Genomic DNA, 22,178 nt, shown 5'->3' on the forward strand with positions numbered 1-22,178 from the left:
GGAACAGCAATGGCAGCGAACGTCAGGATCATGCGGCCCAGCCGGCGCGCCCTGCTGCGCGGCGGCCTGCTGGCCGTCGCCGGGGCGGGGATGGGTGCGCTGGGCGCCGGCGAGATACCGCGCTGGTGCGGGTGGGACCGGCCACCGCTCGGCGGCGGCTACGCGGCGGCCGCGGACACACCGGCCGCCGCCCGGCACGCCGACGTCACCGTGCGGTACTACGCCGAGACCGCGGAACCGGTGGTGGCGCTCACCTTCGACGACGGGCCGGGGCCGCGGTGGACGCCGATGGTGCTGGACACGCTGGAGGCGGCCGGGGTGCCGGCGACGTTCTTCATGGTGGGGCGGAACCTGCGCGAGCACGCCGGACTGGTCCGCGGGCGGCTGGACCGCCACGAGGTCGGCAACCACTCCTGGTCGCACGACGACCTGGCCACCCTCGACCTGGCCGGGGTCACCGCCGAGCTGACCCGGACCCACGAGGTGATCCACGAGGTCACCGGCCGGGCGCCGGCCCTGATGCGGCCACCGTACGGGCACCTGGGCGGCTCGACGCTGCTGGCGGCCGACTCGCTGGGCTACGACATCGTGCTGTGGTCCCAGCAGATGCGCGAACGGGCCTTCGCCGACGCCCCGGACGCGCAGGTCCGCGCGATCGTCGACGGGGTCCGCGCGGGTGACATCGTGCTGGCCCACGACGTCGGCGCGGACCGGCGGCTGGTGGCCCTGCGCCGGCTCGGGGCGATGATCGAGGGACTGCGGGCCCGCGGCTTCCGCTTCGCGACCGTCTCCGAGCTGGTCGCGGGGGCGGCCGTCGCCCCAGCGGCCGACCCGGCCCAGGGGCTCAGTCGCGACCCTGCCAGGTGGTGACGCAGGCTTCGTTGCCCTCGGGGTCCGCGAGGATCCAGAAGGACGGCGCGCGGGCCTCGGACAGCAGGATGCCGCCCGCGCTCAGCGCGGCCCGGATCCGCGCCGGCGCCTCGTCGTGCGGCACCGAGACGTCCAGGTGCAGCCGGTTGCGCTGGGCCCGCGGACCGGTCATCTGCTGGAACCAGAGCGCCGGGCCCTGGGCGAGCGGGTCCACGATCGGATCCCGCGGGCCGCCGCCGCCCGGCTCGTCGGCGTAGCCGAGCACGGCCTTCCAGAACGGCCGGATCTCCGCGATGTCCAGCGCGTCGACGGCGATCTCCAGCGCCTGCACCGACCGCCGGCCGTCGGCGTCCGGCACGAGCGGCAGGCCCATCTCCGCGGCCGTGGTGGCGATCACGCGGGCGTGGGCCAGCTCCCGGGCGGTCAGCCCGGCCGGGTCCGGCGGATGCAGGGTGAGCTCCAGCCGTCCGGGCCGCAGGTCGAGCCACAGGCACTCGTCGGCGCCGGCGCCGCAGGCCCGGATCAGCTCGGTGGCGACCTCGGCGACCTGCCACAGCGGACCCAGCCGGATCGAGGCACGCAGGGTGCCCAGGACGTAGCGCCAGCCGAGATCGCCGACCGCCGCCGAGATGTGGCCGGCGCCGAGCGCCACGCCGTCGTCGATCGTCTCCTCGGTCATCCCGGCATGGTCTCATCCCGGCCGGGCGCCCGGGGCGGCGTCGGCCGGGTCCTGGCTGAGGCCGCATCGGGCCGGACCTGGCCAGGCCGGCCGGGCCGGCCGGCCCGAAGTCAGGCGAGGCCGGCGTCGTGGACGAGGAGGGCGATCTGGACGCGGTTGTTCAGGTTGAGCTTGACCAGCAGCCGGGAGACGTGCGCCTTCACCGTCGCGACGCTCATGAACAGTTCCGTGGCGATCTCCGCGTTCGCGCGGCCCTGGCCCAGCAGCAACGCGACCTCCCGCTCGCGTTCGCTGAGGCCTTCGAGCGCGCTCAGCGCCCGCTGCCGGCCGCCGTTGGCCTCCGGCGCTGCCACGTGGGCGATCAGGCGGCGGGTCACCGCGGGTGACAGCATCGCCTCGCCCTGGGCCACCCGGCGGACCGCGTGCAGGATCTCCACCGGCGGGGTGTCCTTCAGCAGGAAGCCGCTGGCGCCGGCCCGCAGGGCGCGCAGCACGAACTCGTCGGCGTCGAAGGTGGTCAGGACGATGACCTCCGGCGCGCTCGGGCGGCGGCGCAGCGATTCCGTGGCCGCCAGGCCGTCGACGCGGGGCATCCGGATGTCCATCAGGACGACGTCGGGGCGGTGGGCGGCCACCGCCGCCGGGACCTCGCTGCCGTCGGCGGCCTCGCCCACCACGGCGATGTCGTCGGCGCCGGAGAGGATCATCGTCAGGCCGGCCCGGACCAGGGCGTCGTCGTCGACGATCAGCACGCGCAGCGGGAAGGTCACCGCGCCGCTCCCGGCTGGCCCCACGGCAGCCAGGCGGAAAGGGTGAACTCGCCGTCGGCCCCGCGGCCGGAGGTGAGCCGGCCGCCGGCCAGGGTGGCCCGTTCGGCCAGGCCGACCAGGCCGGTCCCGGTGCCCGGGATCGGCACGGCCGGGCGGGTGCCGACCGGGGCCGGATTGCGGATGTCGATGGTCAGGCCGCTGCCGGGCGTTCCGGTCACGCAGACCCGTACGGCCGTGCCGGGTGCGTGCTTGCGGGCGTTGGTCAGACCTTCCTGCACGATCCTGTACGCCGCCCGCCCGGTCCCCGCCGGCACCTCGGCCGCGTCGTCGACCCGCAGGTCGAGGTTGACCTTGATGCCGGCCGCCCGGGACTCGTCGGCGAGCGCGGGCAGCTCGGCCAGGGTGGGCTGCGGTCGTTCGGGGGCGTCGTCGGCGGCCGGCTCGCGCAGCACGCCGATGACCTCGCGCAGGTCCTGCAGAGCCTGGTGGGCGCTGGCCCGGATCACGCCCGCGGCCCCCGCGACCTCGGCCGGGGCGGCGCCGGGGTGGATCTCCAGCGCGCCGGCGTGCAGGCTCAGCAGGGAGATCCGGTGGGCCAGCACATCGTGCATCTCCCGGGCGATGCGGGTGCGTTCCATCGCGCGGGCCTGGATGACGCGTAGCTGCTGCTCGGACTCGGCCCGCTCGGCGCGGTCCCGCAGCGACATGACCAGCTGCCGGCGGGACCGGACGACCATGCCCCACAGCAGGGTGATGGCCAGGAAGACGGTGCTCCAGGCGATCGACTCGGCGACGCTGGTGTCGGCCTCCGGACGCAGCATGCAGAAGGCGATGTTGCCCCCGAGCGAGCCGACGGCGATCACCGCGGTCACCCCGAAGCGGCGATGCACCGCAACGGTGAAGAGGATGATGATGCCGGCGATGGCCCCCGCGATGGAGAAGGCCGCGGCCGCCGTAGCGCACAGGGCGAGCTGCACCGGGAAGCGGCGGCGCCACCACAGTGACACCGCCAGGGCCACGCCGGCGATGAGGTCTGCCCAGGCCAGCCAGGCCGGGGTGCCCGCCCACTGCGGGATGACGTCGGGGTCCGTCTGCAGCAGGTCGGTGCCTGCCAGCAGGGCCCAGCTCATGGCGACGACGAAGCACAGGGAGTCGACGATCCAGTCGCGGGTCGAGCGGCGGGCGCGCGGATGCTCGGCCGTGTCCCACAGCTGCGCCGGCTGCAGCCAGTGGTACTCCGGTGACCGGCCGGCCCGTGACACCGTCAGCTCCCCCACGGCCGTCATGCTACGGGTGGGCGGGTCCGGCCCGATACCGACCAAAGTCGAAGCGGCTCACGTCGCCTCGCGCGGCTCCTCGTGGGAGGGCTCCTCCTTCAGGTACATGTACCAGTACGAGGTGGCGACGAAGACGACCGCGCCGACCAGGTTGCCCAGGAACGCCAGCAGCCAGTTCCGCAGGGTGTCGTCCCAGCCCAGGCCCGGCACCCCGGCGAAGATCGCGGCCGGCAGGAAGAACATGTTGGCCACCACGTGGTCGAAGCCCATGGCCACGAACGCCATGATCGGGAAGAAGATCGCCAGGATCTTGCCCGAGACGTTGTCGGCGGCCAGCGAGACCCAGACCGCGAGGCAGACCAGCCAGTTGCAGCCGACCGCGCGCAGGAAGATCTGCCAGTTGCTCTCGTGCAGGCCCTTGGCCTCGGCGATCCCGGCGAGCCGCTCGTAGGTCATCGCGCCCGAGGTGCCCGCGTCGCTGCCGAGCTGGCCGATGACGCCGGTCTGCACGGCCAGGAAGTACGCGACGAACACGGCCCCGATGACGTTGCCGATCAGCACCAGGGTGAGGTTGCGCAGGATGTCGCCCCAGGTGAGCCGGCCCTGCATGGCGCTGATCGGGATCAGCAGCATGTTGCCGGTGAGCAGGTGTGAGCCGGCGATCAGGACCAGGACCAGGCCGAGCGTGAACGCCGCGCCGGTGAACAGGGTGGGCAGGCTGCCCCAGATCTCCGGGTCGAGCCCGGACGACACGGCGATGGCGACGAGCCCGCCGAAGGCGATGTACGCGCCGGCGAGGAACGACCCCACCAGCGTCTTGTCCCACCGCAGATCGGCCTTCTTGACGCCGGCCGCCACCGCGGTGTGGGCGATGTCCGAGGGTTCCTTGATCGCCATAGTGCGCTCCCGCCTGCCCTGGTTCCTACGCGCATACCCGTCGATGGCCCGGCTACTCCTGCGGACTTCACCGACCAAAGTCGTAGCCGGAGCTAGACCAAGGTTCGCGGACACCGACCGGCGGCCGACGCGGCCGGCCGGCCGGCGACGGCACGCTGAGAGGCATGATCACGGTCGAACATCTGAGCAAGCGGTACGGGAGCCACCCGGCCGTCGACGACGTGTCGTTCACCTGCGAGCCCGGCACGGTGACCGGCTTCCTCGGCCCGAACGGCGCGGGCAAGTCCACCACGATGCGGATGATCTGCGGGCTGACGCCGCCCACCGCGGGCACCGCCACCATCGACGGGCAGCCGTACCGGCGGCTGGGCAATCCGGGGCGGCGGATCGGGGTGCTGCTGGACGCGTCCGCGCAGCACGCCGGGCGCACCGGGCGGGAGGTGCTGACCCTGGCCGCGCTGACCATGGGCGTCGACAAGCGGAGGGTCGACGAGAGCCTGGAGCGGGTCGGGCTGAACAGCACGGCCGCGAAACGGCGGGTCAAGGCGTACTCGCTGGGCATGCGGCAGCGGCTGGGGCTCGCGTACGCGATGCTCGGCGATCCCGGCATCCTGATCCTTGACGAGCCGGCGAACGGCCTCGACCCGGAGGGCATCTACTGGATGCGCGGGCTGCTGCGCAACTTCGCCGACGCGGGCGGCACGGTCCTGCTCTCCTCGCACCTGCTGCGGGAGGTGGAGGCGGTCGCCGACAAGCTGGTCGTCATCGGCGCCGGGCGGATCGTGGCGCAGGGCGACAAGGCGGAGCTGCTGGCCGCGTCCGGCACGGTGGTGCGGGCGCTGGACATGGCGGCCCTGGAGACGGTGCTGCGGCGCATCGGGCATCCCGGCACGAAGACGACCGACGGGGGCGTCGTCGTGCAGGCCGATGCGGAGACCATCGGGCGGGCGGCGGCCGACGCCGGCCTCGTCCTGCTGGAGTTGCGGCCGGCCGGCAGCGGCGGGCTCGAGCAGATGTTCCTGACCCTGACCGCCGGTGACTCGGTGAAGGAGGCTGTCCGATGACCGCCGTGCAGACAACGCCGACCTCGGCGCCCGGTGTTGCTCCTGCGTCCGCCGGACGCCGTACGGGAATCCCGCTGGCCCGGCTCACCCTGGTCGAGCTGCGCAAATTGGCCGACACCCGGTCGGGCCTGTGGTTGTTGATCGTGATCGCGCTGGCCGCGGCCGGCGCGGTCGCGCTGGTGATCGCGGCCGCACCGGCCGACGAGCAGGTCTTCGACGGCATGCTGGCCTTCGGCCTGGTCCCGGCGGCCGTGCTGCTGCCGGTACTGGGCATCCTGTCGATGACCAGCGAATGGTCGCAGCGCACGGCACTGACCACGTTCACGCTGACCCCGGCCCGGGGCCGGGTGCTGGTGGCGAAGCTGATCGCCGCGGTGCTGATCGCGATCGCGACCACGGCCGCGACGGCCGTGCTGGCGGCGGTGGGCAATCTGATCGCCATCGGTACCGGCGGCGACGGCAGCTGGCACATCGAGGCCGCCCTGGTCGGTCAGCTGCTGGTCAGCCAGGTGGTGTTCGTGCTGATGGGCTCGGCGTTCGGCGCGCTGCTGATGAACTCGCCGCTGGCCATCGTGCTGTACTTCGCCATCCCGACGCTCTGGTCGGTGCTCGGCGAGATGGTCAAGTGGCTGCACACGGCGGCCGGCTGGGTCGACATCAACGTGACCTCGATGCCGCTGAGCGAGCCGGGGATGACCGGCGACCAGTGGGCCCGCTTCGGCGTGGCGGCCCTGGTCTGGGTGGTGCTGCCGCTGGTGGCCGGCACGGTACGGATGCTGCGCCGCGAGGTGTCCTGAGCTGTCCCCCGCCGGTCCGGGCGGTTAGGGTCGATCCATGCCGATCGGTCCCCAGCCGCCCGGCCGGCGGGGCACCGTCGGCGAGCCGTACAGCCCGTTGAATTTGCGGCTGGTGCTGGCCGCGTTCGGCTTTGTCGTGTGCACCGTGCTGGCGGTCGTGCTGTGGAGCCGGGGCTGGACGGTGCCGGGCTGGCTCTTGGCCGTCTGGGCCCTGGTCGCCCTGGTCGACCTGGTGGTGGTGCAGCTGCGGCGGCGGGCGCGGCGCCGGGCCGACGGCGGCCGCAAGCATTCCCTCTTCGAGTAGCCCGCGTCTTGCCCCTTTTAGCCCGGTACGCCAGGTAGCGTCGCCTTCTGTGCGCGCCTCACCGGCGCGGCGCCGAAGGGAGTTCCATGGCCCGCCTCCGTTTCGCCGCGGTCGCCCTGCTGATCCTGCCGCTGCTGCCGATGGCCTCGTCCGCCTCGGCCGCGCCGCCGGGACCCGCCGCCCCGGTTCTGCCGCCGGCCTCCGACGTCCGCGAGCTCACCCGCAAGCACCTCGACGTCTCCGGGCTGCCGATGCGTCGCCGGGTCGCCGAGAGCCGGGCACCTTTGGCCGCCGCGCCCACGCCCGCGGTCGGCACGGTCCGCGAGTGGCTGGCGCTGGACGACGTCAAGGGCAGCCTCTACCGCAAGGACTACACCCTGCGCGCGGTCGGCGCGCACATCGAGGTGTGGGTGGCCCAGGATGTCGCCTTCCCGGCCGGGGACTGCCGCACCGCCGCCTCCACCGAGGTGACCGATGGGCAGGTCAACGCCCTGGTCCGGGAGTTCGAGGAGACGATCTACCCGCGCGAGACGGCGGCGTTCAGCGTCCCCCGCGAGCGGGACGGCACCAAGGCGATGCTGTCCGGCGCGGAATACACCGGCGCCGGGGACAAGACCGTCACGCTGGTCGACAACGTCCGCGACGACAACTACTACGAGTTCCCGGACGTGCCGACCTACATCGCCGGGTTCTTCTCCGCGCAGATCAACGAGCTGGTCGACCGCAACGTCATGACGATCGACGCGTACGACTGGCGGCACCGCTCCGGCGCGACCCCGCCCGACGAGCCGACCGCCGACCTGTGCACCAGCCGCCCGGCCCGCCCCCGGATGTACGAGGGCACGTTCGCCCACGAGTGGCAGCACCTGTTGCAGTCGTACGCGGACCCGTTCGAGGACGTCTGGGTCAACGAGGGCCTGTCCGACTACGCGCAGACGCTGGTGGGCTACGTCGACGGCAACGCCACCGTGTACCACCCCGGCCACGACAGCCACCTCGCCTGCTTCCAGGGCTTCGGGCTGGTCCGCACCCGCTACAACACCAATCCGCGCGACTGCGGCGGGGCGCAGAACTCGCTGAACCTGTGGAACGAGGGCGCGCCCGCCGAGGTGCTCGCCGACTACGGCATCGCGTACCAGTTCATGCTCTACCTGCGCGACCGCTTCGGCCCGGCGGTGCTGGAACGGCTGCACCGCGACCGTGAGCACCAGGGCATGGCCGGGGTGGCCGCGGCGCTGGGACCCGGGGTCAAGCTGTCCGCGGTGCTGCACGACTTCCAGACGATGAACCTGGTCGACAAGATCGTGGGGGACACCGCCGACGGGGTGATGGCCGGCGTGCCGAAGACCAAGGTGACCTCGCCGAGCGTGCGCGCGACCGTCAACCTGGCCAACCCGGCGTCCTTCGACTACCCGGGCGCCGCGCCGAACGGCGCCGACTACGTACGGCTGCGCGCCGCGTCGGGCAAGTTCCTGCGCGGGGCGGACCTGACCTCGGTGACCTTCAAGGGTGCGCGGACGCTGCCGCCGAAGCCGCTGCAGTGGACGGTGCAGGACGGCGCTCTGTTCTCCGGCAACGCCAGCAGCCTCGACGTCGCCGCCGTCATCCCCGTCCAGGTGCCGGCCACCGATCCGACGCTGCGGCTGAAGGCCAGGTACACCACGGAGCTGGGCTACGACTACGGCTACGTGACCGTGTCCACCGACGGCGGGAAGACGTACCAGGCCGTCGCCGGGGACCACACCGTCGACGCGCCGTCCGGGCCCGCCCTCAGTGGTAAGTCCGGCGTGTTCGAGCCCCAGATCTACGACCTGAAGGCGTACGCCGGCCGGCGCATCCTGCTCGGCTTCCGCTACGTCAGCGACGCCTCGGTCAACGAGGGCGGCTGGCTCATCGACGACGTGACCGTGGGCACCGTGACGGTCAGCGACGGCAGCACGCTGACCGGCTGGCGCTCGCCCACCCAGATCGTCCCGGCCGCCGTGCACGGCTGGCACGTGAAGCTGGTCGGGCTGGACGAGAAGGGCCGGCGGGCCCGCCAGGTCAGCGTGGGCGGGTACGCCGCCCTGCGCGACTATCCCAAGGTGGTCGCGATCGTGGCCTTCGACGAGCCGACCGAGCAGGTCACCCAGTACGCGCGCTACACGCTGACCGTCAACGGGGTCGTTCAGCCCGGCGGCGGCAGCACCCCGTAGATCAGGGCCGTCGAGCCCGAGCCGGCCTTGTTGATCTGCCCGCCGCACAACACGTACGCGCCGGTGGCGGGCAGGGCGGCGAGGTTGGCGAGGATCTCCAGGCTGATCCGGTGCCGCTGGTAGACCAGCAGGGACACGGCGTATGTGGTGTCGGCGCCCAGGTCGGGGCTGAAGGTATCGGTGCCGGTGCCGCCCCGATGCCCCAGCCGGCCGGTGTCGACCAGCCACTGGACCGCCTCGAGGCTGAAGCCGGGCTGGTGCATGACCCCGTCGGCGTCGAAGTTGTAGAACGCGTCGGTGCCCCAGCGCGACTCCCAGCCGGTCCAGAGGATCACCATGGACTCCTCCGGGATCCGGCCGTGCCGCCGCTCCCAGGCCTTGAGGTCCTTGACGGACAGGGCGAAGTCGGCGTCGCGGGCGCACTGCCGCCGCACGTCGATCTTGACGGCGGGCAGGAAGAGGTCGGCCGGTTCGAGGTCGTCGGCCAGGGCGGCGCCCGCGTTGAAGTGCCCGGGTGCACCCCAGTGCGTGCCGGTGTGCTCGCCCTCGCGGACGAACTGCAGGTAGAAGCCGTCCCCCTCGATGGTGGCGATGGTCTCCAGCTCGAAGGCCGGGTCGCCGGGGTAGACATTGGTGGTCGCCGGATCGTTCACATGGGAGAGGCTGATCAGGTCGAGGGCGAGCCCTCGCCGGCCGCCGGCCCGGGCCGGCCCGCCGATCAACGCCCCTGCCAATCCGGCTCCCGCCGCACCCATCATCGCCCGTCGTCGCATGTGTTCCCCGTCCCGGTCATCCTGCCCGATCAAGACACGCGGTTCTTGCTATCGCGGCGCCACGGTCGGTGTCAACGCGAGTGCTCTGGGCAATCATGGAGCCATGAGAAGTTGGCGCGTGGCGACGGCGGACGAGGTATGCACACGGGTACGCCGGGCGGTGGGTGAGCCCGCCGGACGGCCGCCGGTCCTCGCCGTGGACGGGCGGGGTTCCAGCGGGAAGTCGACGTTCGCGGGGCGGCTGGCGCAGCTGTGGGACGGTGCCGCCGTGGTGCACACCGACGACATCGCCTGGCGGCATGCGGTGCTGGACTGGACGACGTTGCTGACCGAGGGCGTGCTGGCTCCCGTACGGGCCGGTGAGGCGGTCTCGTACCGGCCGCCGCAGTGGGACGTGGGCGGCCGGCCGGGCGCCATCGAGGTGCCCGCGGACTGCACGCTGCTGATCGTCGAGGGCGTCGGCGCGGGCCGCCGGGAGCTGACCCCACTGCTGGACGCGGTGGTGTGGGTCGAGGCCGAAAGCCACGACGTCGACCGGCGCAACGCCGAGCGCGTCGCCGCGGGCGAGACCACCCCGGCCGACTTCGCCGCGTGGATGGCCGAGGAGGACCCGTTCGTCGAGGCCGAGCGCACCTGGGAACGGGCCGCATTCGTCATCGCGGGATGGCCCGCGCTGCCGCACGATCCCACCGCCGAATTCATCATCTGCAGCTGAGGACGGCCATTCGGTCAGGCGACGCGAACTGTTCGGTTATCGGGGTGGGCGATATCCGCAAACTTACGATCATGGCAACGTCAACGACCGGGGGTTGCCATGGAATCGACGGGTGCGAAGCAGCGGAACGACAGGAGCCGGGAATGGTCCGTACCCCGGCAGGAACGGCGGGCCGGAAACGCGGGCAAGTGGCTGCCCGGCGCCGGGGCGGCACCGGAGCCGCAGGTTTCGATCAATAGAGCACCAGGCCAGCGCGGCGCCGAGCGCGGCCGGCCGCGGATGCCGGCGATCATCGCGGCGGTCGAGGAAATGCGCGAGGATCGGCCCCGGATCGACGTCGGCGGGCTTTATCAGCAATTCCGCTGCCGGGGCGGAAGATGGGCGCTGATCACCCGCGAGGATGTGCGGGTGGCGCTCGCCGGAATCGAATGCGCGGCCCGCCGGGAATTCGCCGCACCGCGCCCGGCCGGGGCGACGCCCAGGCGGCCGGCGCGCACTCCGCACGGCGCCTGGCCGCAATTCAGGGAGGCGGTCACGGAACTGCAGAACAGTGGCGCGGATCTGCCGGCGATGGTCCGGGGGCTACGGGCGGCGGGATGGCAGGTGAGTCAGGACGACGTGACCGGGGCGCTGCGGCGGATCAAGACGGCGAACGCACCCCGGCACTTCCTGCCGGGCCAGTCGCTGCCCGCACCCCGGCCGGCCGGACCGGGCATCTGCCCGTCCTGCGAGGTCCCGGTCACCGACCTGGGCCTGTGCCGCTGCTCCTGAAAGCTGTGGGCCGCACTTACTGGGCGAGGGCGAGGGCCAGGCGGCCGGTGCGGGTCTTCTTGGCCGCGTACATCGCCGTGTCGGCCCGGGCGATGAGGGCGTCCGGTGCGCAGGTGGCCGAGTCACCCCAGGCCACGCCGATGCTGGCCTGGGGCAGCAGCTGCGCACCGGCCACCTCCAGGCAGCCCTCGCCCAGCGCGGTGAGCAGCGACTCCCCGATCCGGCGGGCCCGGTCGGCGGTCGCCACGTCGGCGCAGATCACCACGAACTCGTCGCCGCCGAACCGGCCGACCACGTCACCGTCGCGGACCGCGCCGCGCAGCCGGTTCGCCACGTGGGTCAGCAGCTGGTCGCCGGCCGCGTGCCCGTACCGGTCGTTGACCTGCTTGAAGTCGTTGAGGTCGATGAAGATCACCGCGGTGCCGCGGGTCCGGCCGGGCCCGGCCAGGGCCTCGCCGAGCGCGCTCAGCGTGGAGGCCCGGTTGCGGCAGCCGGTGAGCGCGTCGAAGGTGGCCCGCTGCTTGAGCTCGTCGCGCAGCCGGACGTCCTCGGTGACGTCGGTGAGGCAGATGATGGCCCCGGTGACCTCGCCGCTCTCGGCGGTCAGCGACCGCAGGTTGGCCCGCACCCGGCGCAGGCCGCCCTCGCCGCGGTGGCCGTACTCGACGTCGATGTCGGAACCGGCGTCCAGCACCGCGGCGATCGCGGCGTCGATGCCCGGCCGGTCCCCGGGCACGATCGGGCCCAGGTAGTCGTCACCCAGCACGTCACCGAGGCCCGCGCCGATGGCCCGGGCGGCGCGCTCGTTCTGGTAGACGATGCGCCGGGCGGCGTCGATCTGCACGATGCCCATCGGGATGGTCTCGGTGAGCCGGCGCATCAGCTTCTCGCCGGCTCGCAACGCCTCCTGCGCGGCCATCTCGTCGGAGATGTCGAGCATCTCCGCGACCACGCGCGGGTTGCCGGGGTCGGCCAGCAGGTTGTAGTTGGTGATCTCGAACCAGATCGGGTGCCCGTCGCGGTGCATGTGCCGCAGCCGGACCCGGCGGGCCTCGCCCTGCGGGCTGGCCAGCATGTCCATCCAGCTGGCGATGGCGCGCTGCTGGTCCTCGGGGTGCACCAGGTCCAGCGTGCGGGTGCCGGTCAGCTCGGCGGCGGTCCAGCCGAGCACGAGGGCGATCTCGGGGTCGGCGGAGGTGATCACGGCGACCTGGTCCTTGTGCACGGTGACCAGACGGGGCCGGATCGGCTCGTGCTCCAGCGACCGGCCGTGCGGGTGGCCGGACAGGCCGGCGAGGAACATGAGGAAGACCCCGTACCGGTGGGTCATGTCGACCAGGTGCAGCCGGACCAGCTCGGTGGGCGCGGCGACCGGGTGGATCAGGCAGTTGGCGCGTCCCTGGCCGAGGGCGCGCTGCCAGGCGTCGACCGTGATCTTCTGGTCCTCGGTGACCACCAGGGCCAGGGCCGACTGCGCGCCGACGATCGGCCGCAGCCCGCCGATGTCCAGACCGTCGGGCAGCGGCACGGCCAGCCCCATCGGCGAGACAGCGCCGACGAAGGCGTCGGGGTGCTGCTTGAGCAGGGCGGCGAAGACCTCGTCGCGGGCGGCCGGATCCATCGCTTCGTCGGGCATACGTGCCGGATCGGCAGGCTCGCCGCCGGATCAAGAGAAATCCACCGGCCGCGACGTTGACAGTGTCACGTTAACAGTGTCATGGTTATAGGCGTGTGGACGATGGACGAGCTGGTCGAGCGGGTACGCCAGGCGCTGGCGGCCGAGTACCCCGGCGCGCCCAACGGCCGGGTGCGCGACGTGCCCGACCGCCGGGCCATCCGGTGGTACACGACCACCGGGCTGGTGGACCGGCCCGCCGCGATGCGCGGGCGGACTGCTCTGTACGGGCCGCGGCACCTGTTGCAGCTCGTGGCGGTCAAGCGGCGTCAGGCGCAGGGGCATTCGCTTGCTGCTATTCAGGCCGAGCTGGCTGGGGCCAGTGACGCTGAGCTGGCGGTTGCTGCCCGCGTACCGGAACGTCTGCTGGCCGGGGCCGACGAAGCCGCGGTGGCGGACGGCCCGGCACGGCCCCGCTTCTGGGCGGCCGCGCCGACACCGGCCCCGGCGGCGGCTCAGCCGATCGCCGCGGCCGCGGAGGCCGGGCCGCCTCCGGCCGCGGCGGCACGCCCGGTGGGTGGCGTCGCGCTGGGCGGCGGCGCGATCCTGGTGCTTCCGGTACGCCCCGGTGCCGCCGACTACGAAGCCATTGCCACCGCCGCCCGCCCCCTGCTGGACCTGCTGGCCGCCCGTGGCCTGCTCGCCGGCGACACCCTCGACGATGGGAGCCCGTCATGACCTTGTCCGTCAAGCCGATGGATCCGGCGGAGCTCGGCCGCGTCCGCATCCTGCCCGACGCCGGTCTCGGTGCCCTGCACACCGACCGTGGCAACCTGCCGCTGGACCGGCTCGACGTGCAGGCCGCGATCAGCGGCCTGGTCGCCCGCACCACGGTCACCGCCGAATACGTCAACGCGCACGACACCCCTCTCGAGGCCACCTACGTCTTCCCGCTGCCGGACCGGGCCGCGGTGACCGGCATGACGATGACCGCCGACGGCCGCACGGTCGAGGCCGAGCTGCAGGAACGGGCCCAGGCGCGGCAGAACTACGACCAGGCCATCGCGGCCGGTCAGCGCGCCTCGATCGCCGAGGAGGAGCGGCCCGACGTGTTCACCATGCGGGTCGGCAACATCCTGCCCGGTGAGCGGGTCACCATCGCGTTGTCGCTGGTCGGGCCGCTGCCCTGGGAGGACGGCGCGGCGACGTTCCGGTTCCCGCTGGTGGTGGCGCCGCGCTACGTGCCCGGGGCGCCGCTGCCCGGGCCGGCCGTCGGCTCCGGCCAGGCGCAGGACACCGATGCGGTGCCGGACGCCTCCCGGATCACTCCCCCGGTGCTGCTGCCCGGCTTCCCGAACCCGCTGCGGCTCAGCATCGGCGTCGACATCGATCCGGCCGGGCTGGGCCTCGGCGAGGTCCGCTCCAGTCTGCACACGGTGACGGGCGAGGGCGGCCGGGTGGAGATCGCGCCCGGCGAGCGCGCGGACCGGGATTTCATCCTGCGGCTGCCGTACGCGGGTGACGGCTCCGGCGCGGTGTGTGTCAGCGACCCGACGGCGGACGGGCCCGAGGGCACGTACCAGGTCGTGCTGGTGCCGCCGGACGACGCCGCGACCGCCGGCCGCCCCAAGGACGTGGTGCTGCTACTGGATCGATCGGGCAGCATGGGCGGCTGGAAGATGGTCGCCGCCCGGCGCGCCGCCGCCCGCGTGGTCGACACCCTCACCACCGCCGACCGGTTCGCCGTACTGACCTTCGACCACCAGGTCGACCGGCCGGACGCGCTCGGCACCGGCCTGTCCGAGGCGACCGACCGCAACAGGTTCCGCGCGGTCGAGCACCTGTCGCGCGCCGACGCCCGCGGCGGCACCGAGCTGCTCGTCCCGCTGCGTGAGGGGCTGAGCCTGCTCGCCGACTCGGGATCGCGGGAACGGGTGCTCGTGCTGGTCACCGACGGCCAGGTGGGCAACGAGGACCAGATCCTGGCCGAGATCACCGGCCTGATCGGTACCACCCGGGTGCACACCGTGGGCATCGACCGGGCCGTCAACGTGGGCTTCCTGGGCCGGCTCGCCGCGCTCGGCGCGGGCCGCTGCGAGCTGGTGGAGAGCGAGGACCGGCTCGACGAGGCCATGGCGCAGATCCACCGGCGGATCGCCGCGCCGGTGCTCACCGACGTGACCGTCACCGCGGCCGACTTCAGCGTCGACCCGGCGCCGGCGCAGACGGTGTTCCCCGGGGTGCCGCTGGTCGTGTTCGGCCGCTACACCGGGACAGCCGGCGGCACGCTGACCGTGCGGGGCCGGACCCGCGATGACGAGGAGTTCGTCAGGCAGATCCCGGTTCGCGACAGCGCGGAGCCGGCGGTCACCGCGCAGTGGGCCCGGGCCCGGCTGCGCGAGCTGGAGGACCGGTACCTGACCGGGCAGCGCGAGCTGGAACCAACCATCGTGGCCACATCGCTGCGCTACGGGGTGCTGTGCCGGTTCACCGCGTACGTGGCGGTGGACAGCCGGGTGGTGACCGAGGGCGGCGAGGTGCGCCGGGTGACCCAGCCGGTGGAGTCGCCGTCGGGCTGGGACATGTTCGACGCGCCCGCGGCCGGGGGCATCGTGCTGGCGTCCATGTCGGCGCCGGTCCCACCGCCGGCCGCCGCGCCCCGGATCGGTGGCTTCGCGCCGGCGCGGGCCTCGTCGATGCGTTCCGGGCCCAAGCCGTTCGCCCAGATGCCGGCCGGCCTGCAGGCGGCGGGCCGCAGCGGCAAGATGGCGGCGCCGGGCAGCTCGCCGCTGACCCTGGCCGACCTCACGGCGATCGTCGCGCTCGAGGCGACCCGGCTGCGCGAGGCCGAGGGACGCTCCGCCCTGGAACGCCGCGACCTGCTGGCCGACCTGGCCAGCCGGCTCGGCGCGCTGCTGGAGGGCCGCGACGACGCGGAGCTGAAGGCGCTGCGGGACCTCGTCGACCGGCTCAAGGCCGACGGTGGATTGCCGGCCAAGTGGGCTCTGGCCCGGGAGACGCTGGAGAGCTTCGCGCCGCCACCGCAGCGCAAGGCCTTCTGGAAGCGCTGACCGCACCGGCAGCCAGGCGGCCGGGCAGGCCGGGCCGGGCAGGCGGCCGGGCGGCCGGACGTGACCGATCGAGGTACGGTGCAGATCGATCTTTGCGCGGCACAGGCGATGGGACACGATGACCGACCGGGACGACGAGGCCGATCCGCTGCTGGTTCGTCCGTACCTGCGGGACGAGCCGGGCGGCACGACGCCGCAGCCCTCCGATCACACGTGGCCGGAGGCTGCGGCGGAGCCGGTCGCGCCACCCGCGCCTGACTTCCCGCAGCCGGGCGCGGCGCCCGGTCCCCCGCCGCGGGGAGTGCGGCGCCACCGCCCGTTGCTGGTGCTGGCCCTGGTCGTGGTGCTGGCCGTGACCGGCGTGGCCGCGATCGTGTGGGCGATGCTGCCGGAGCCGGGCCCCCGGACGGCCCTGCCGGTGGACGTCCCGCTGCCCAGCGTCGCTGTCCCGGAGCCGACCCCGGCCACCACCGATCCGCCGCCGGCGATGACGGCGGGGACCACCGCTCCGGCCCGCAGCCGTACGAGCAGCCCGACGCCCTCCTCGGCCCCGGCGTCGACCGCCACCCGGACGAGCCCGGCCCCGGCCCGGACGACGACCAGTGCCCCGGCCGACCGGCTCGCGCCGCCCCCGGCGGACCGGGTCGGCCGGATCCATGGCCTCGGCGGGCTCTGCCTCGACCTCAACGGCGCGATCGCCGTCGACGGCAACCACATCCAGGTCTTCACCTGCAACGAGACCGCCGCGCAGGTGTGGACGGTGGCCACCGACGGCACCCTGCGGGTCGTCGGCAAGTGTGCGGTGGCGGCCGACGACGGCACCGTCCGGCTCGCCGGTTGTGACGGCCGCCGGTCCGGCCAGTGGCAGACCGGCGCGGACCGTACGCTGGTCAATCTGGCCGGCGGCGGCTGCCTCACCGACCCGGGCTCGGGTTCCCGCTCGGGGGCCGGCGTGCGGATCGAGAGCTGCTCGGGCGCCGACCGGCAGCGCTGGGAGCTGCCCTGACCGGTCCGGCCTTCACTTGATCCGCAGGATTCCCCACAGGCCGTTCTCCACCGACCAGCGGAACGCTCCCGACCGGTAGGCGTGGTCGCCGCGGTGCCGGGCGGTCATCCGCAGCGTCCGGGCCGTGCCCGCGGTCAGGCCGGAGAACGAGCCCTCCCACGGGCCGTCGCCCTGCCACGGTGCCGCCGGCCAGGCCATGCCGTGCACCGTGAAGGTGTGGTTGCGGGGCTTGTCGGCGGCGCCGACCACGTGCAGCCACAGTTCCTGGCCGGCTTCGGCCTCCCAGAGCGGTGTCGGCGGGTCGTCGCGGGTGAGCACGTCGCGCGGGTGGACCACGGCCGAGCCGTAGTTGATGCCCTTCTGGCCCGAGTCCTCGGGGTCGTCGCCCGGGACCACGTCGCGCACCGGCAGGTCCGGGTTGCCCGCGACGAAGTGCCGCAGACCGTCCTGGACCAGCAGCACCTGTTCGTTGGCGACCACCCGGCCGTGCTCGTCGCGCAGCAGCACCTGCGGGCCGGTCCAGCGTTCCCGGCCGGTGACCGGGTCGGCCGGGGTGACGTCGTCCGGCTCGACCACCAGTGCGCCGATCAGGCCGTGGTGGCGGTGGTTGCGCACGTCCGCCAGGTCCTGCAGGCCGCAGACCTGCCCCGGCCCGTCGGCGTACGACGGCGGCGCGAGGTGCTCGTCGACGTACCACCAGTACTCGCGCCAGTTCGTCTCCTCGTGGCCGTGCGACGCCGGATCGCGGAAGATCACCTGACCGGTCGCCTCGTGGCCGCCGTGGCCGCCGTCGTGGGTGGGCAGCGGGCCGACCGTGCCGTCGTGGTTGGTGCCCACGTTGGCGCCGTCGTCGCTGACCACGTCGTAGCGCAGCAGGCTCGGGTGCAGCGACACCCGCGGCGAGACGGTGCGTTCGCTCGGGTTGCCGAGTTCGTCGAGGCGTTCCAGCGGCAGCCGCGGCGGGGCGGGCTCCACCCCGAACGGCGGCAGCACCGGGTCGTCCGGGTCCGGCAGCAGCTCGTTGATCAGCATGACCCGGACCCATTCGCCGGTGCGGGCCCGCAGGACCAGCGGCTCACCGGTGTCGTGCACCCCGACGGCACGGCGGCGCGTCCGCTCCGAGCCCTCCTCGACCGGTTCGTCGCGCCAGCCCGCGGCGCTGGCGAAGATCAGTCCCCACGGGTCGGTGAGGCGGCGGCCGTCGTACTCGTGCTCGTGGCGGCGCGCGGTGACGACGAACTCGCGGACCCGGTCCCCACCGGCTCCCCACGCCACCGTGGGCCGGGGTGGCAGACCGTTGTCCTCGACGGGGCCGGGCAGCGGCGGCAGCTCCTCGAGGTTGCCGGCGCTCGGAGCGAGCGCCCGGACCAGGCCCCAGCAACCCAGCCACAGGTCGTCCATCGCGGCGAAGTGCCACAGGTGGTCGCCGTAGGAGTAGCCGCCGGCGTCGGCCGGGTCGATGTCCAGGGTGAACGCCTCGGAGATGCCGATGGTCTGCTGGTTGACCAGCACCGACCGGTCGTTGTGCCACTCCCGGCGCCAGCGCAGCCCGTGCGTCACGAAGCTGTGCTGCTCCTCGTGCGAGCCCTGGATGAGCCGGATCCGCAGCCGCTCCCCCGGATACGTCCGGATGATCCCGGTGTCCGGGTCCCCACCAGTGAGGTCGGCGACGAGATCATCTGGGCCGCTGCTGCTGAACCACTGGGAGGGGTCGTCGCCGCGGAAGGTCAGCGGGGCACAGCGGTAGTTGACCGCCATCGCGCCCGGGTCGTCGTCCCCGCCGAGCTCGTGCGGCGGATTCAGCGGCCGGCCGTCCGCGTCGACCAGCGGCACGAAGTCCCCGATGGCCAGGCAGGCCTCCCGGTACGGCGGCAGCCCGCTGTCCACCGGCGGCAGCACCACAGCCTGCGGCCCGGACCACGCGACGGTCTCCTGATCGGGCAGCAGCCACCGCGACCCGGGCGGCTCGGCGATCAGCGCGGCGAACAGCCCGTGCTTCTGCCGGTAGTTGGCCAGCAGGTGGTCGTGGAAGAAGCACGGCCCGAACTCCTCGTCGACCACCCAGCGGTGGAAGCCGACGTTGGCCGGCGGGTCACCGGGCTCGGCCGGCGCGCCGGCGACGGCCTCCGGGCAGCTGGCCCCGGACAGGTAGTTGAAGCCGGTGGACGAGCCGTCGGCCGCCAGCACGTCGAACTTGACCAGGTGCACGTGCAATCCGCACTCGACCGGCAGGGTGGGCAGGTCGAAGCCGTCCGGGCCCATCGTGCCGAGCTCGTTGACCATGCGCAGCTCGACGATGTCACCGTGGTTGGCCCGGGGGAAGAACGGCTCGATCCGCTCCGCCGGCGGCGTGAACTCCACCGGTGCGCCGTCGCCGGCCGCCGGGTCGGTCACCGTGACCTTGGTGATCTGGTAGTGGTGGCCCCGCGGGTCGCGCCAGCCGCGAGAGTTGTAGGGCACCTCGCCGGCCCGGACCCGGATCTCGTAGCTGACCGTCCGGGGCGCGGGCAGCCCGGCGGCGTCGTTCCAGGCGCGGGCGTCGCCGTCCAGGTCCACGAAGAGCGCACCGGGACGCGGGTCGGCGACGACACCGGGCGCGAACGCCGCCAGCTCCTCGGCCGAGTGCGGCGGCAGGCCCAGCAGCCGGCGCCGGCCGCCGAGGAACTCGCGCGTCACCGCGGGCGGCGGCGGCGCCTTCTGCGGAAACTTGGCGTCGATGAACCACGGGAAGCCCGGCTGCTGACCGGTACGCGGCTCAGGGTCGCGCCCCGGCAACGGCCGCAACGGGTGCACGGGCGTGCCGTCGGGGTACGCGCTGACCGACCCGTCGACCAGCCGGTCGAAGCTGCGCCACAGGCCCCACATCCCGTGGTGGAAGTGCGGGTACAGGTGGCAGTGCCAGATGATGTCGCCGGGCGCCCGCTGGCGGCTGCCGGAGCCGTACAGGGGGTCGATGGTGACGGCGGTCTGCGGGCCGATCGTGATCGAGTCGATGAGCTGTGAACCGCGCGGCTCCCCCGGGCGGAACACCGACGGCTGCGCGGTGTCCTGCGGGACGGCACGCCACTGGTGCACATGGAGATGGAAGACGTGGGTCTCCTTGACGCCGGCGTGCACCAGCCGGACCCGGGCCGGGTCGCCCTTGTAGGCGCGGAAGATCGGGGTCACCGGGTCGCCGAACAGCCAGGAGCTGTGGTGCTGTTCCTCGCCGGCGACGCGTTCGAGGAAGCGGCCCTCGTGGTCGCGGCCGATGTGGAAGATCTCGCTGAGCTCGTCGTCGACCTCGATCGCGACGGCGGCGAAGTCGATCTCGCCGGGCGGCGGCAGGGGCCGGCCGGCGGACGCTTCCGCGTAGCGGCGCATCCGGTGCGGCAGGCGCTGGGGCATCGGCTCGGCCCGGTAGGACAGCGGCATGACGGTGTGCTCGCCGATCAGCAGCTGGCCGCTGTGCACCTCGGGCTCGTCGTGCATGAAGACGGTGAACTCGCGGTGGCTGTGCGGGACCCCGTCGAGGTGGAAGTCGACGAAGTCGGCCGCCGGCTGGTCACCGGGCACGATCACGTCCGCGTACGGGCCGTCGGCGAACGCCGTGCCGGTCAGCAGCTCACCGGTCTCGGGGTCGTGCCAGGTGGCGCCGGCCGGCTCGACGACGAACGCGCCGAACAGCCCGTGCGCATTGGTGCCGCGCTGGGTCCCCCGGACATCGCCGAGGTCGTTGACCACCCAGACACCCTCGCGGTCGGCGTGCCAGTGGTACGTGCGGTGCTGTCCCGGCCGTACCGTGGTGGGCTCGTTGCGGCCCACGGCCGCGCCGTCGTCGGTACGCACCGGCCCGGCCCCGTCGCCCTGCAGGTGCAGGCCCACCCGGCGGCCGCGGATCTGGTTCTCGAAGTGCACGTCGACGCGGGCGCCGAGGGCAGCCCGCAGCACCAGCGGACGCACCACCGGCACCGGGCGCAGCGGGTTGAACCGGTCGTGGGCCGGCGTGAGCTCGCCCAGGCCGCGGACGTCGGTGCGGTGGTCGTTGAACAGCAGCCGCCGCACCCGGTCAAGGCCGAGGCCACTCTGCCGGGCGAGGTGCCGCAGCGCGACGTGGTCGTCCGCCTCCAGCTTGGCCAGCCGTTCCTCGAACGCGGTCCGGGCCGCCACGAGCCCGGCGGCGAAGCTCGCCGCCCACCGGGCCCGGGTCGCGGCATCCACGGCGAGGGCGGTGACGGTGCCGTCGGTGACCAGCGTGAGCGCCTGGACCAGCTCGTCGACGGTTGCCCGCAGGTTCTGCGTGATCGTGTGCCGCCGCGGATCCAGTCCGCTGTCGTCGCGCTCGCCGAGCAGGTCGGCGGGGTCCGTGCCGTACGTCAGCAGCGGGTCGCCTGGGCTGAGCCGCTCGCGCATGCGCTCGTAGCGGTCTAGCCCGTCCACGATGAGCTGCAGGTGCTGGATGCGCTCGTGGGTACGCGGCAGGAACCGGTCGTCGTCGTCCCACCGGGCCCGGGCCCAGTCGAGCAGCGGCACGTACGCCCGCAGCGTGTAGAGCAGTCCGTCGGGATCGTGGTCGCCGTCGTTGGTGTAGACGATCGGGAACTGCACGGCGACGACGTCGTAGGTCAGGTCAGGCATCGGGATCTCCGGAAGGGTCAGGCGGTGAAGATCGTGTCCACGCCGAGCAGCAGGGCGCAGCCGACGATGAGGGCCGCGGCGCCGGCCGGGCGGACCAGCACGGCACCGTGGCGGGTCAGGCGCTCGGCCGCCATCAGCGCGGTGAGCAGCGCCATCGCGATCAGCGAGCCGGCCCCCGCGACCAGGCCGACGGCCATCAGGGCCCAGCAGCAGCCCACACACGACACCGCGTAGCGCACCGCGATGTCGGCGGCCTCGGCCCAGGCCGGGTGGACCCCGCGCCAGCGCAGCATGGCGACGCCGCGGGGGCTGCGGCAGGCGGTCAGGCACCGGTCCTTGACCGCGCTGAACTGGTACGCGCCGGCCAGCACCAGGGCGGCGCCGAGCAGCGCCCGTGGGTGGTCGAGTACCCAGGGCCGCCGTTCCAGCCAGGCGCCGGCCGCCACCTGGGCCGTGACCAGGACCGCCCCCGTGCCGGTCCAGACGGTCACGTACCCGGCGGCGACCAGCGCCACGACCGCCGGCGCGGCTCCCCGCGCGGCCAGCAGCCGGCGCATGAGCTCCAGCAACGGCAGCGTCGTCGGCAGCATCATCGCGACCACCATGACCAGCCAGCCGGTCAGGGCCGGGCCGGCGGTCGTGGGGTGCTGATGCCCGGAGCGGTGGGGGGGGGGGGGGGGGGGGGGGGGGGGGGGGGGGGGGGGGGGGGGGGGGAGGGGAGGGGGGGAGGGGGGGGGGAGACGACGGGGATGTCGGC

Annotated in this window: 18 protein-coding genes; 10 read left to right on the forward strand and 8 right to left on the reverse strand. The window is 73.6% G+C overall.

Annotated features, from left to right (window positions below; all coding sequences use genetic code 11):
* Positions 1-9: 9 nt before the first annotated feature.
* Positions 10-870: a polysaccharide deacetylase family protein gene (locus ACZ6S4_RS04645; protein WP_465473566.1), complete on the forward strand. Its 861-nt coding sequence runs from the start codon at positions 10-12 to the stop codon at positions 868-870.
* Here the strand turns inward: ACZ6S4_RS04645 and ACZ6S4_RS04650 are convergent.
* The 4 genes from ACZ6S4_RS04650 to ACZ6S4_RS04665 all read right to left on the reverse strand — a co-directional run bounded on the left by ACZ6S4_RS04650 (position 845) and on the right by ACZ6S4_RS04665 (position 4,493).
* Entirely contained in the window at positions 845-1,549 is a 705-nt protein-coding gene (locus ACZ6S4_RS04650; protein ID WP_465473567.1) for a VOC family protein, read from the reverse strand. The two genes, ACZ6S4_RS04645 and ACZ6S4_RS04650, sit on opposite strands and share 26 nt — an antisense overlap.
* Positions 1,550-1,659: 110 nt before the next feature.
* The gene (locus ACZ6S4_RS04655; RefSeq protein ID WP_465473568.1) at positions 1,660-2,319 is read right to left on the reverse strand and encodes a response regulator; all 660 of its coding nucleotides are present in this window, start codon (positions 2,317-2,319) and stop codon (positions 1,660-1,662) included.
* The gene (locus ACZ6S4_RS04660) at positions 2,316-3,596 is read right to left on the reverse strand and encodes a sensor histidine kinase (protein WP_465473569.1); all 1,281 of its coding nucleotides are present in this window, start codon (positions 3,594-3,596) and stop codon (positions 2,316-2,318) included. The genes ACZ6S4_RS04655 and ACZ6S4_RS04660 overlap by 4 nt, the downstream gene beginning before the upstream one ends.
* Before the next feature lie 57 nt (positions 3,597-3,653).
* Positions 3,654-4,493, reverse strand: a complete 840-nt coding sequence (locus ACZ6S4_RS04665; protein WP_465473570.1) for a formate/nitrite transporter family protein — start codon at positions 4,491-4,493, stop codon at positions 3,654-3,656.
* 164 nt (positions 4,494-4,657) lie between these two features.
* Here ACZ6S4_RS04665 and ACZ6S4_RS04670 point away from each other — a divergent pair, with 164 nt between their 5' ends.
* From ACZ6S4_RS04670 to ACZ6S4_RS04685, 4 genes are all read left to right on the forward strand, one after another.
* Positions 4,658-5,557 carry an ABC transporter ATP-binding protein gene (locus ACZ6S4_RS04670; protein WP_465473571.1) on the forward strand — a complete coding sequence of 300 codons (900 nt, stop codon included), beginning with the start codon at positions 4,658-4,660 and terminating at the stop codon, positions 5,555-5,557.
* The gene (locus tag ACZ6S4_RS04675) at positions 5,554-6,354 is read left to right on the forward strand and encodes an ABC transporter permease (protein WP_465473572.1); all 801 of its coding nucleotides are present in this window, start codon (positions 5,554-5,556) and stop codon (positions 6,352-6,354) included. Before ACZ6S4_RS04670 ends, ACZ6S4_RS04675 begins: the two co-directional genes overlap by 4 nt.
* A gap of 37 nt (positions 6,355-6,391) precedes the next feature.
* On the forward strand, positions 6,392-6,658 hold the full coding sequence (locus ACZ6S4_RS04680; RefSeq protein WP_212993295.1) for a hypothetical protein: 267 nt from the start codon (positions 6,392-6,394) through the stop codon (positions 6,656-6,658).
* A gap of 86 nt (positions 6,659-6,744) precedes the next feature.
* Positions 6,745-8,853 carry a peptidase M6 immune inhibitor A gene (locus ACZ6S4_RS04685; RefSeq protein ID WP_465473573.1) on the forward strand — a complete coding sequence of 703 codons (2,109 nt, stop codon included), beginning with the start codon at positions 6,745-6,747 and terminating at the stop codon, positions 8,851-8,853.
* Here the strand turns inward: ACZ6S4_RS04685 and ACZ6S4_RS04690 are convergent.
* The gene (locus tag ACZ6S4_RS04690) at positions 8,826-9,626 is read right to left on the reverse strand and encodes a cyclase family protein (RefSeq protein WP_465473574.1); all 801 of its coding nucleotides are present in this window, start codon (positions 9,624-9,626) and stop codon (positions 8,826-8,828) included. The genes ACZ6S4_RS04685 and ACZ6S4_RS04690 overlap by 28 nt on opposite strands.
* A gap of 103 nt (positions 9,627-9,729) precedes the next feature.
* Between ACZ6S4_RS04690 and ACZ6S4_RS04695 the strand changes: the two genes are divergently transcribed.
* Complete coding sequence (locus ACZ6S4_RS04695) at positions 9,730-10,341, forward strand: uridine kinase family protein (protein WP_465473575.1); 612 nt, start codon at positions 9,730-9,732, stop codon at positions 10,339-10,341.
* Positions 10,342-10,440: 99 nt separating this feature from the next.
* A complete protein-coding gene (locus ACZ6S4_RS04700) occupies positions 10,441-11,112 on the forward strand; it encodes a hypothetical protein (protein WP_465473576.1) in 672 nt (223 codons plus the stop codon).
* A 16-nt stretch (positions 11,113-11,128) separates the two neighbouring features.
* Here ACZ6S4_RS04700 and ACZ6S4_RS04705 read toward each other — a convergent pair whose 3' ends face one another.
* A complete protein-coding gene (locus ACZ6S4_RS04705) occupies positions 11,129-12,748 on the reverse strand; it encodes a diguanylate cyclase domain-containing protein (protein ID WP_465473577.1) in 1,620 nt (539 codons plus the stop codon).
* A gap of 102 nt (positions 12,749-12,850) precedes the next feature.
* Between ACZ6S4_RS04705 and ACZ6S4_RS04710 the strand changes: the two genes are divergently transcribed.
* The 3 genes from ACZ6S4_RS04710 (at position 12,851) to ACZ6S4_RS04720 (ending at position 16,804) form a co-directional block, all read left to right on the forward strand.
* Positions 12,851-13,465, forward strand: a complete 615-nt coding sequence (locus tag ACZ6S4_RS04710) for a MerR family transcriptional regulator (RefSeq protein WP_465474137.1) — start codon at positions 12,851-12,853, stop codon at positions 13,463-13,465.
* Complete coding sequence (locus ACZ6S4_RS04715; RefSeq protein WP_465473578.1) at positions 13,462-15,798, forward strand: VIT domain-containing protein; 2,337 nt, start codon at positions 13,462-13,464, stop codon at positions 15,796-15,798. The genes ACZ6S4_RS04710 and ACZ6S4_RS04715 overlap by 4 nt, the downstream gene beginning before the upstream one ends.
* 118 nt (positions 15,799-15,916) lie before the next feature.
* The gene (locus tag ACZ6S4_RS04720; RefSeq protein ID WP_465473579.1) at positions 15,917-16,804 is read left to right on the forward strand and encodes a ricin-type beta-trefoil lectin domain protein; all 888 of its coding nucleotides are present in this window, start codon (positions 15,917-15,919) and stop codon (positions 16,802-16,804) included.
* A gap of 12 nt (positions 16,805-16,816) precedes the next feature.
* On the opposite strand, the gene ACZ6S4_RS04725 is transcribed toward ACZ6S4_RS04720, so the two are convergent.
* Both ACZ6S4_RS04725 and ACZ6S4_RS04730 read right to left on the reverse strand, forming a co-directional pair.
* On the reverse strand, positions 16,817-21,421 hold the full coding sequence (locus ACZ6S4_RS04725; RefSeq protein WP_465473580.1) for a multicopper oxidase domain-containing protein: 4,605 nt from the start codon (positions 21,419-21,421) through the stop codon (positions 16,817-16,819).
* A 17-nt stretch (positions 21,422-21,438) separates the two neighbouring features.
* A complete protein-coding gene (locus ACZ6S4_RS04730) occupies positions 21,439-22,044 on the reverse strand; it encodes a DUF2182 domain-containing protein (RefSeq protein WP_465474138.1) in 606 nt (201 codons plus the stop codon).
* Positions 22,045-22,178 lie beyond the last annotated feature (134 nt).

The sequence above is a fragment of the Actinoplanes sp. NPDC051405 genome, from assembly GCF_055586185.1.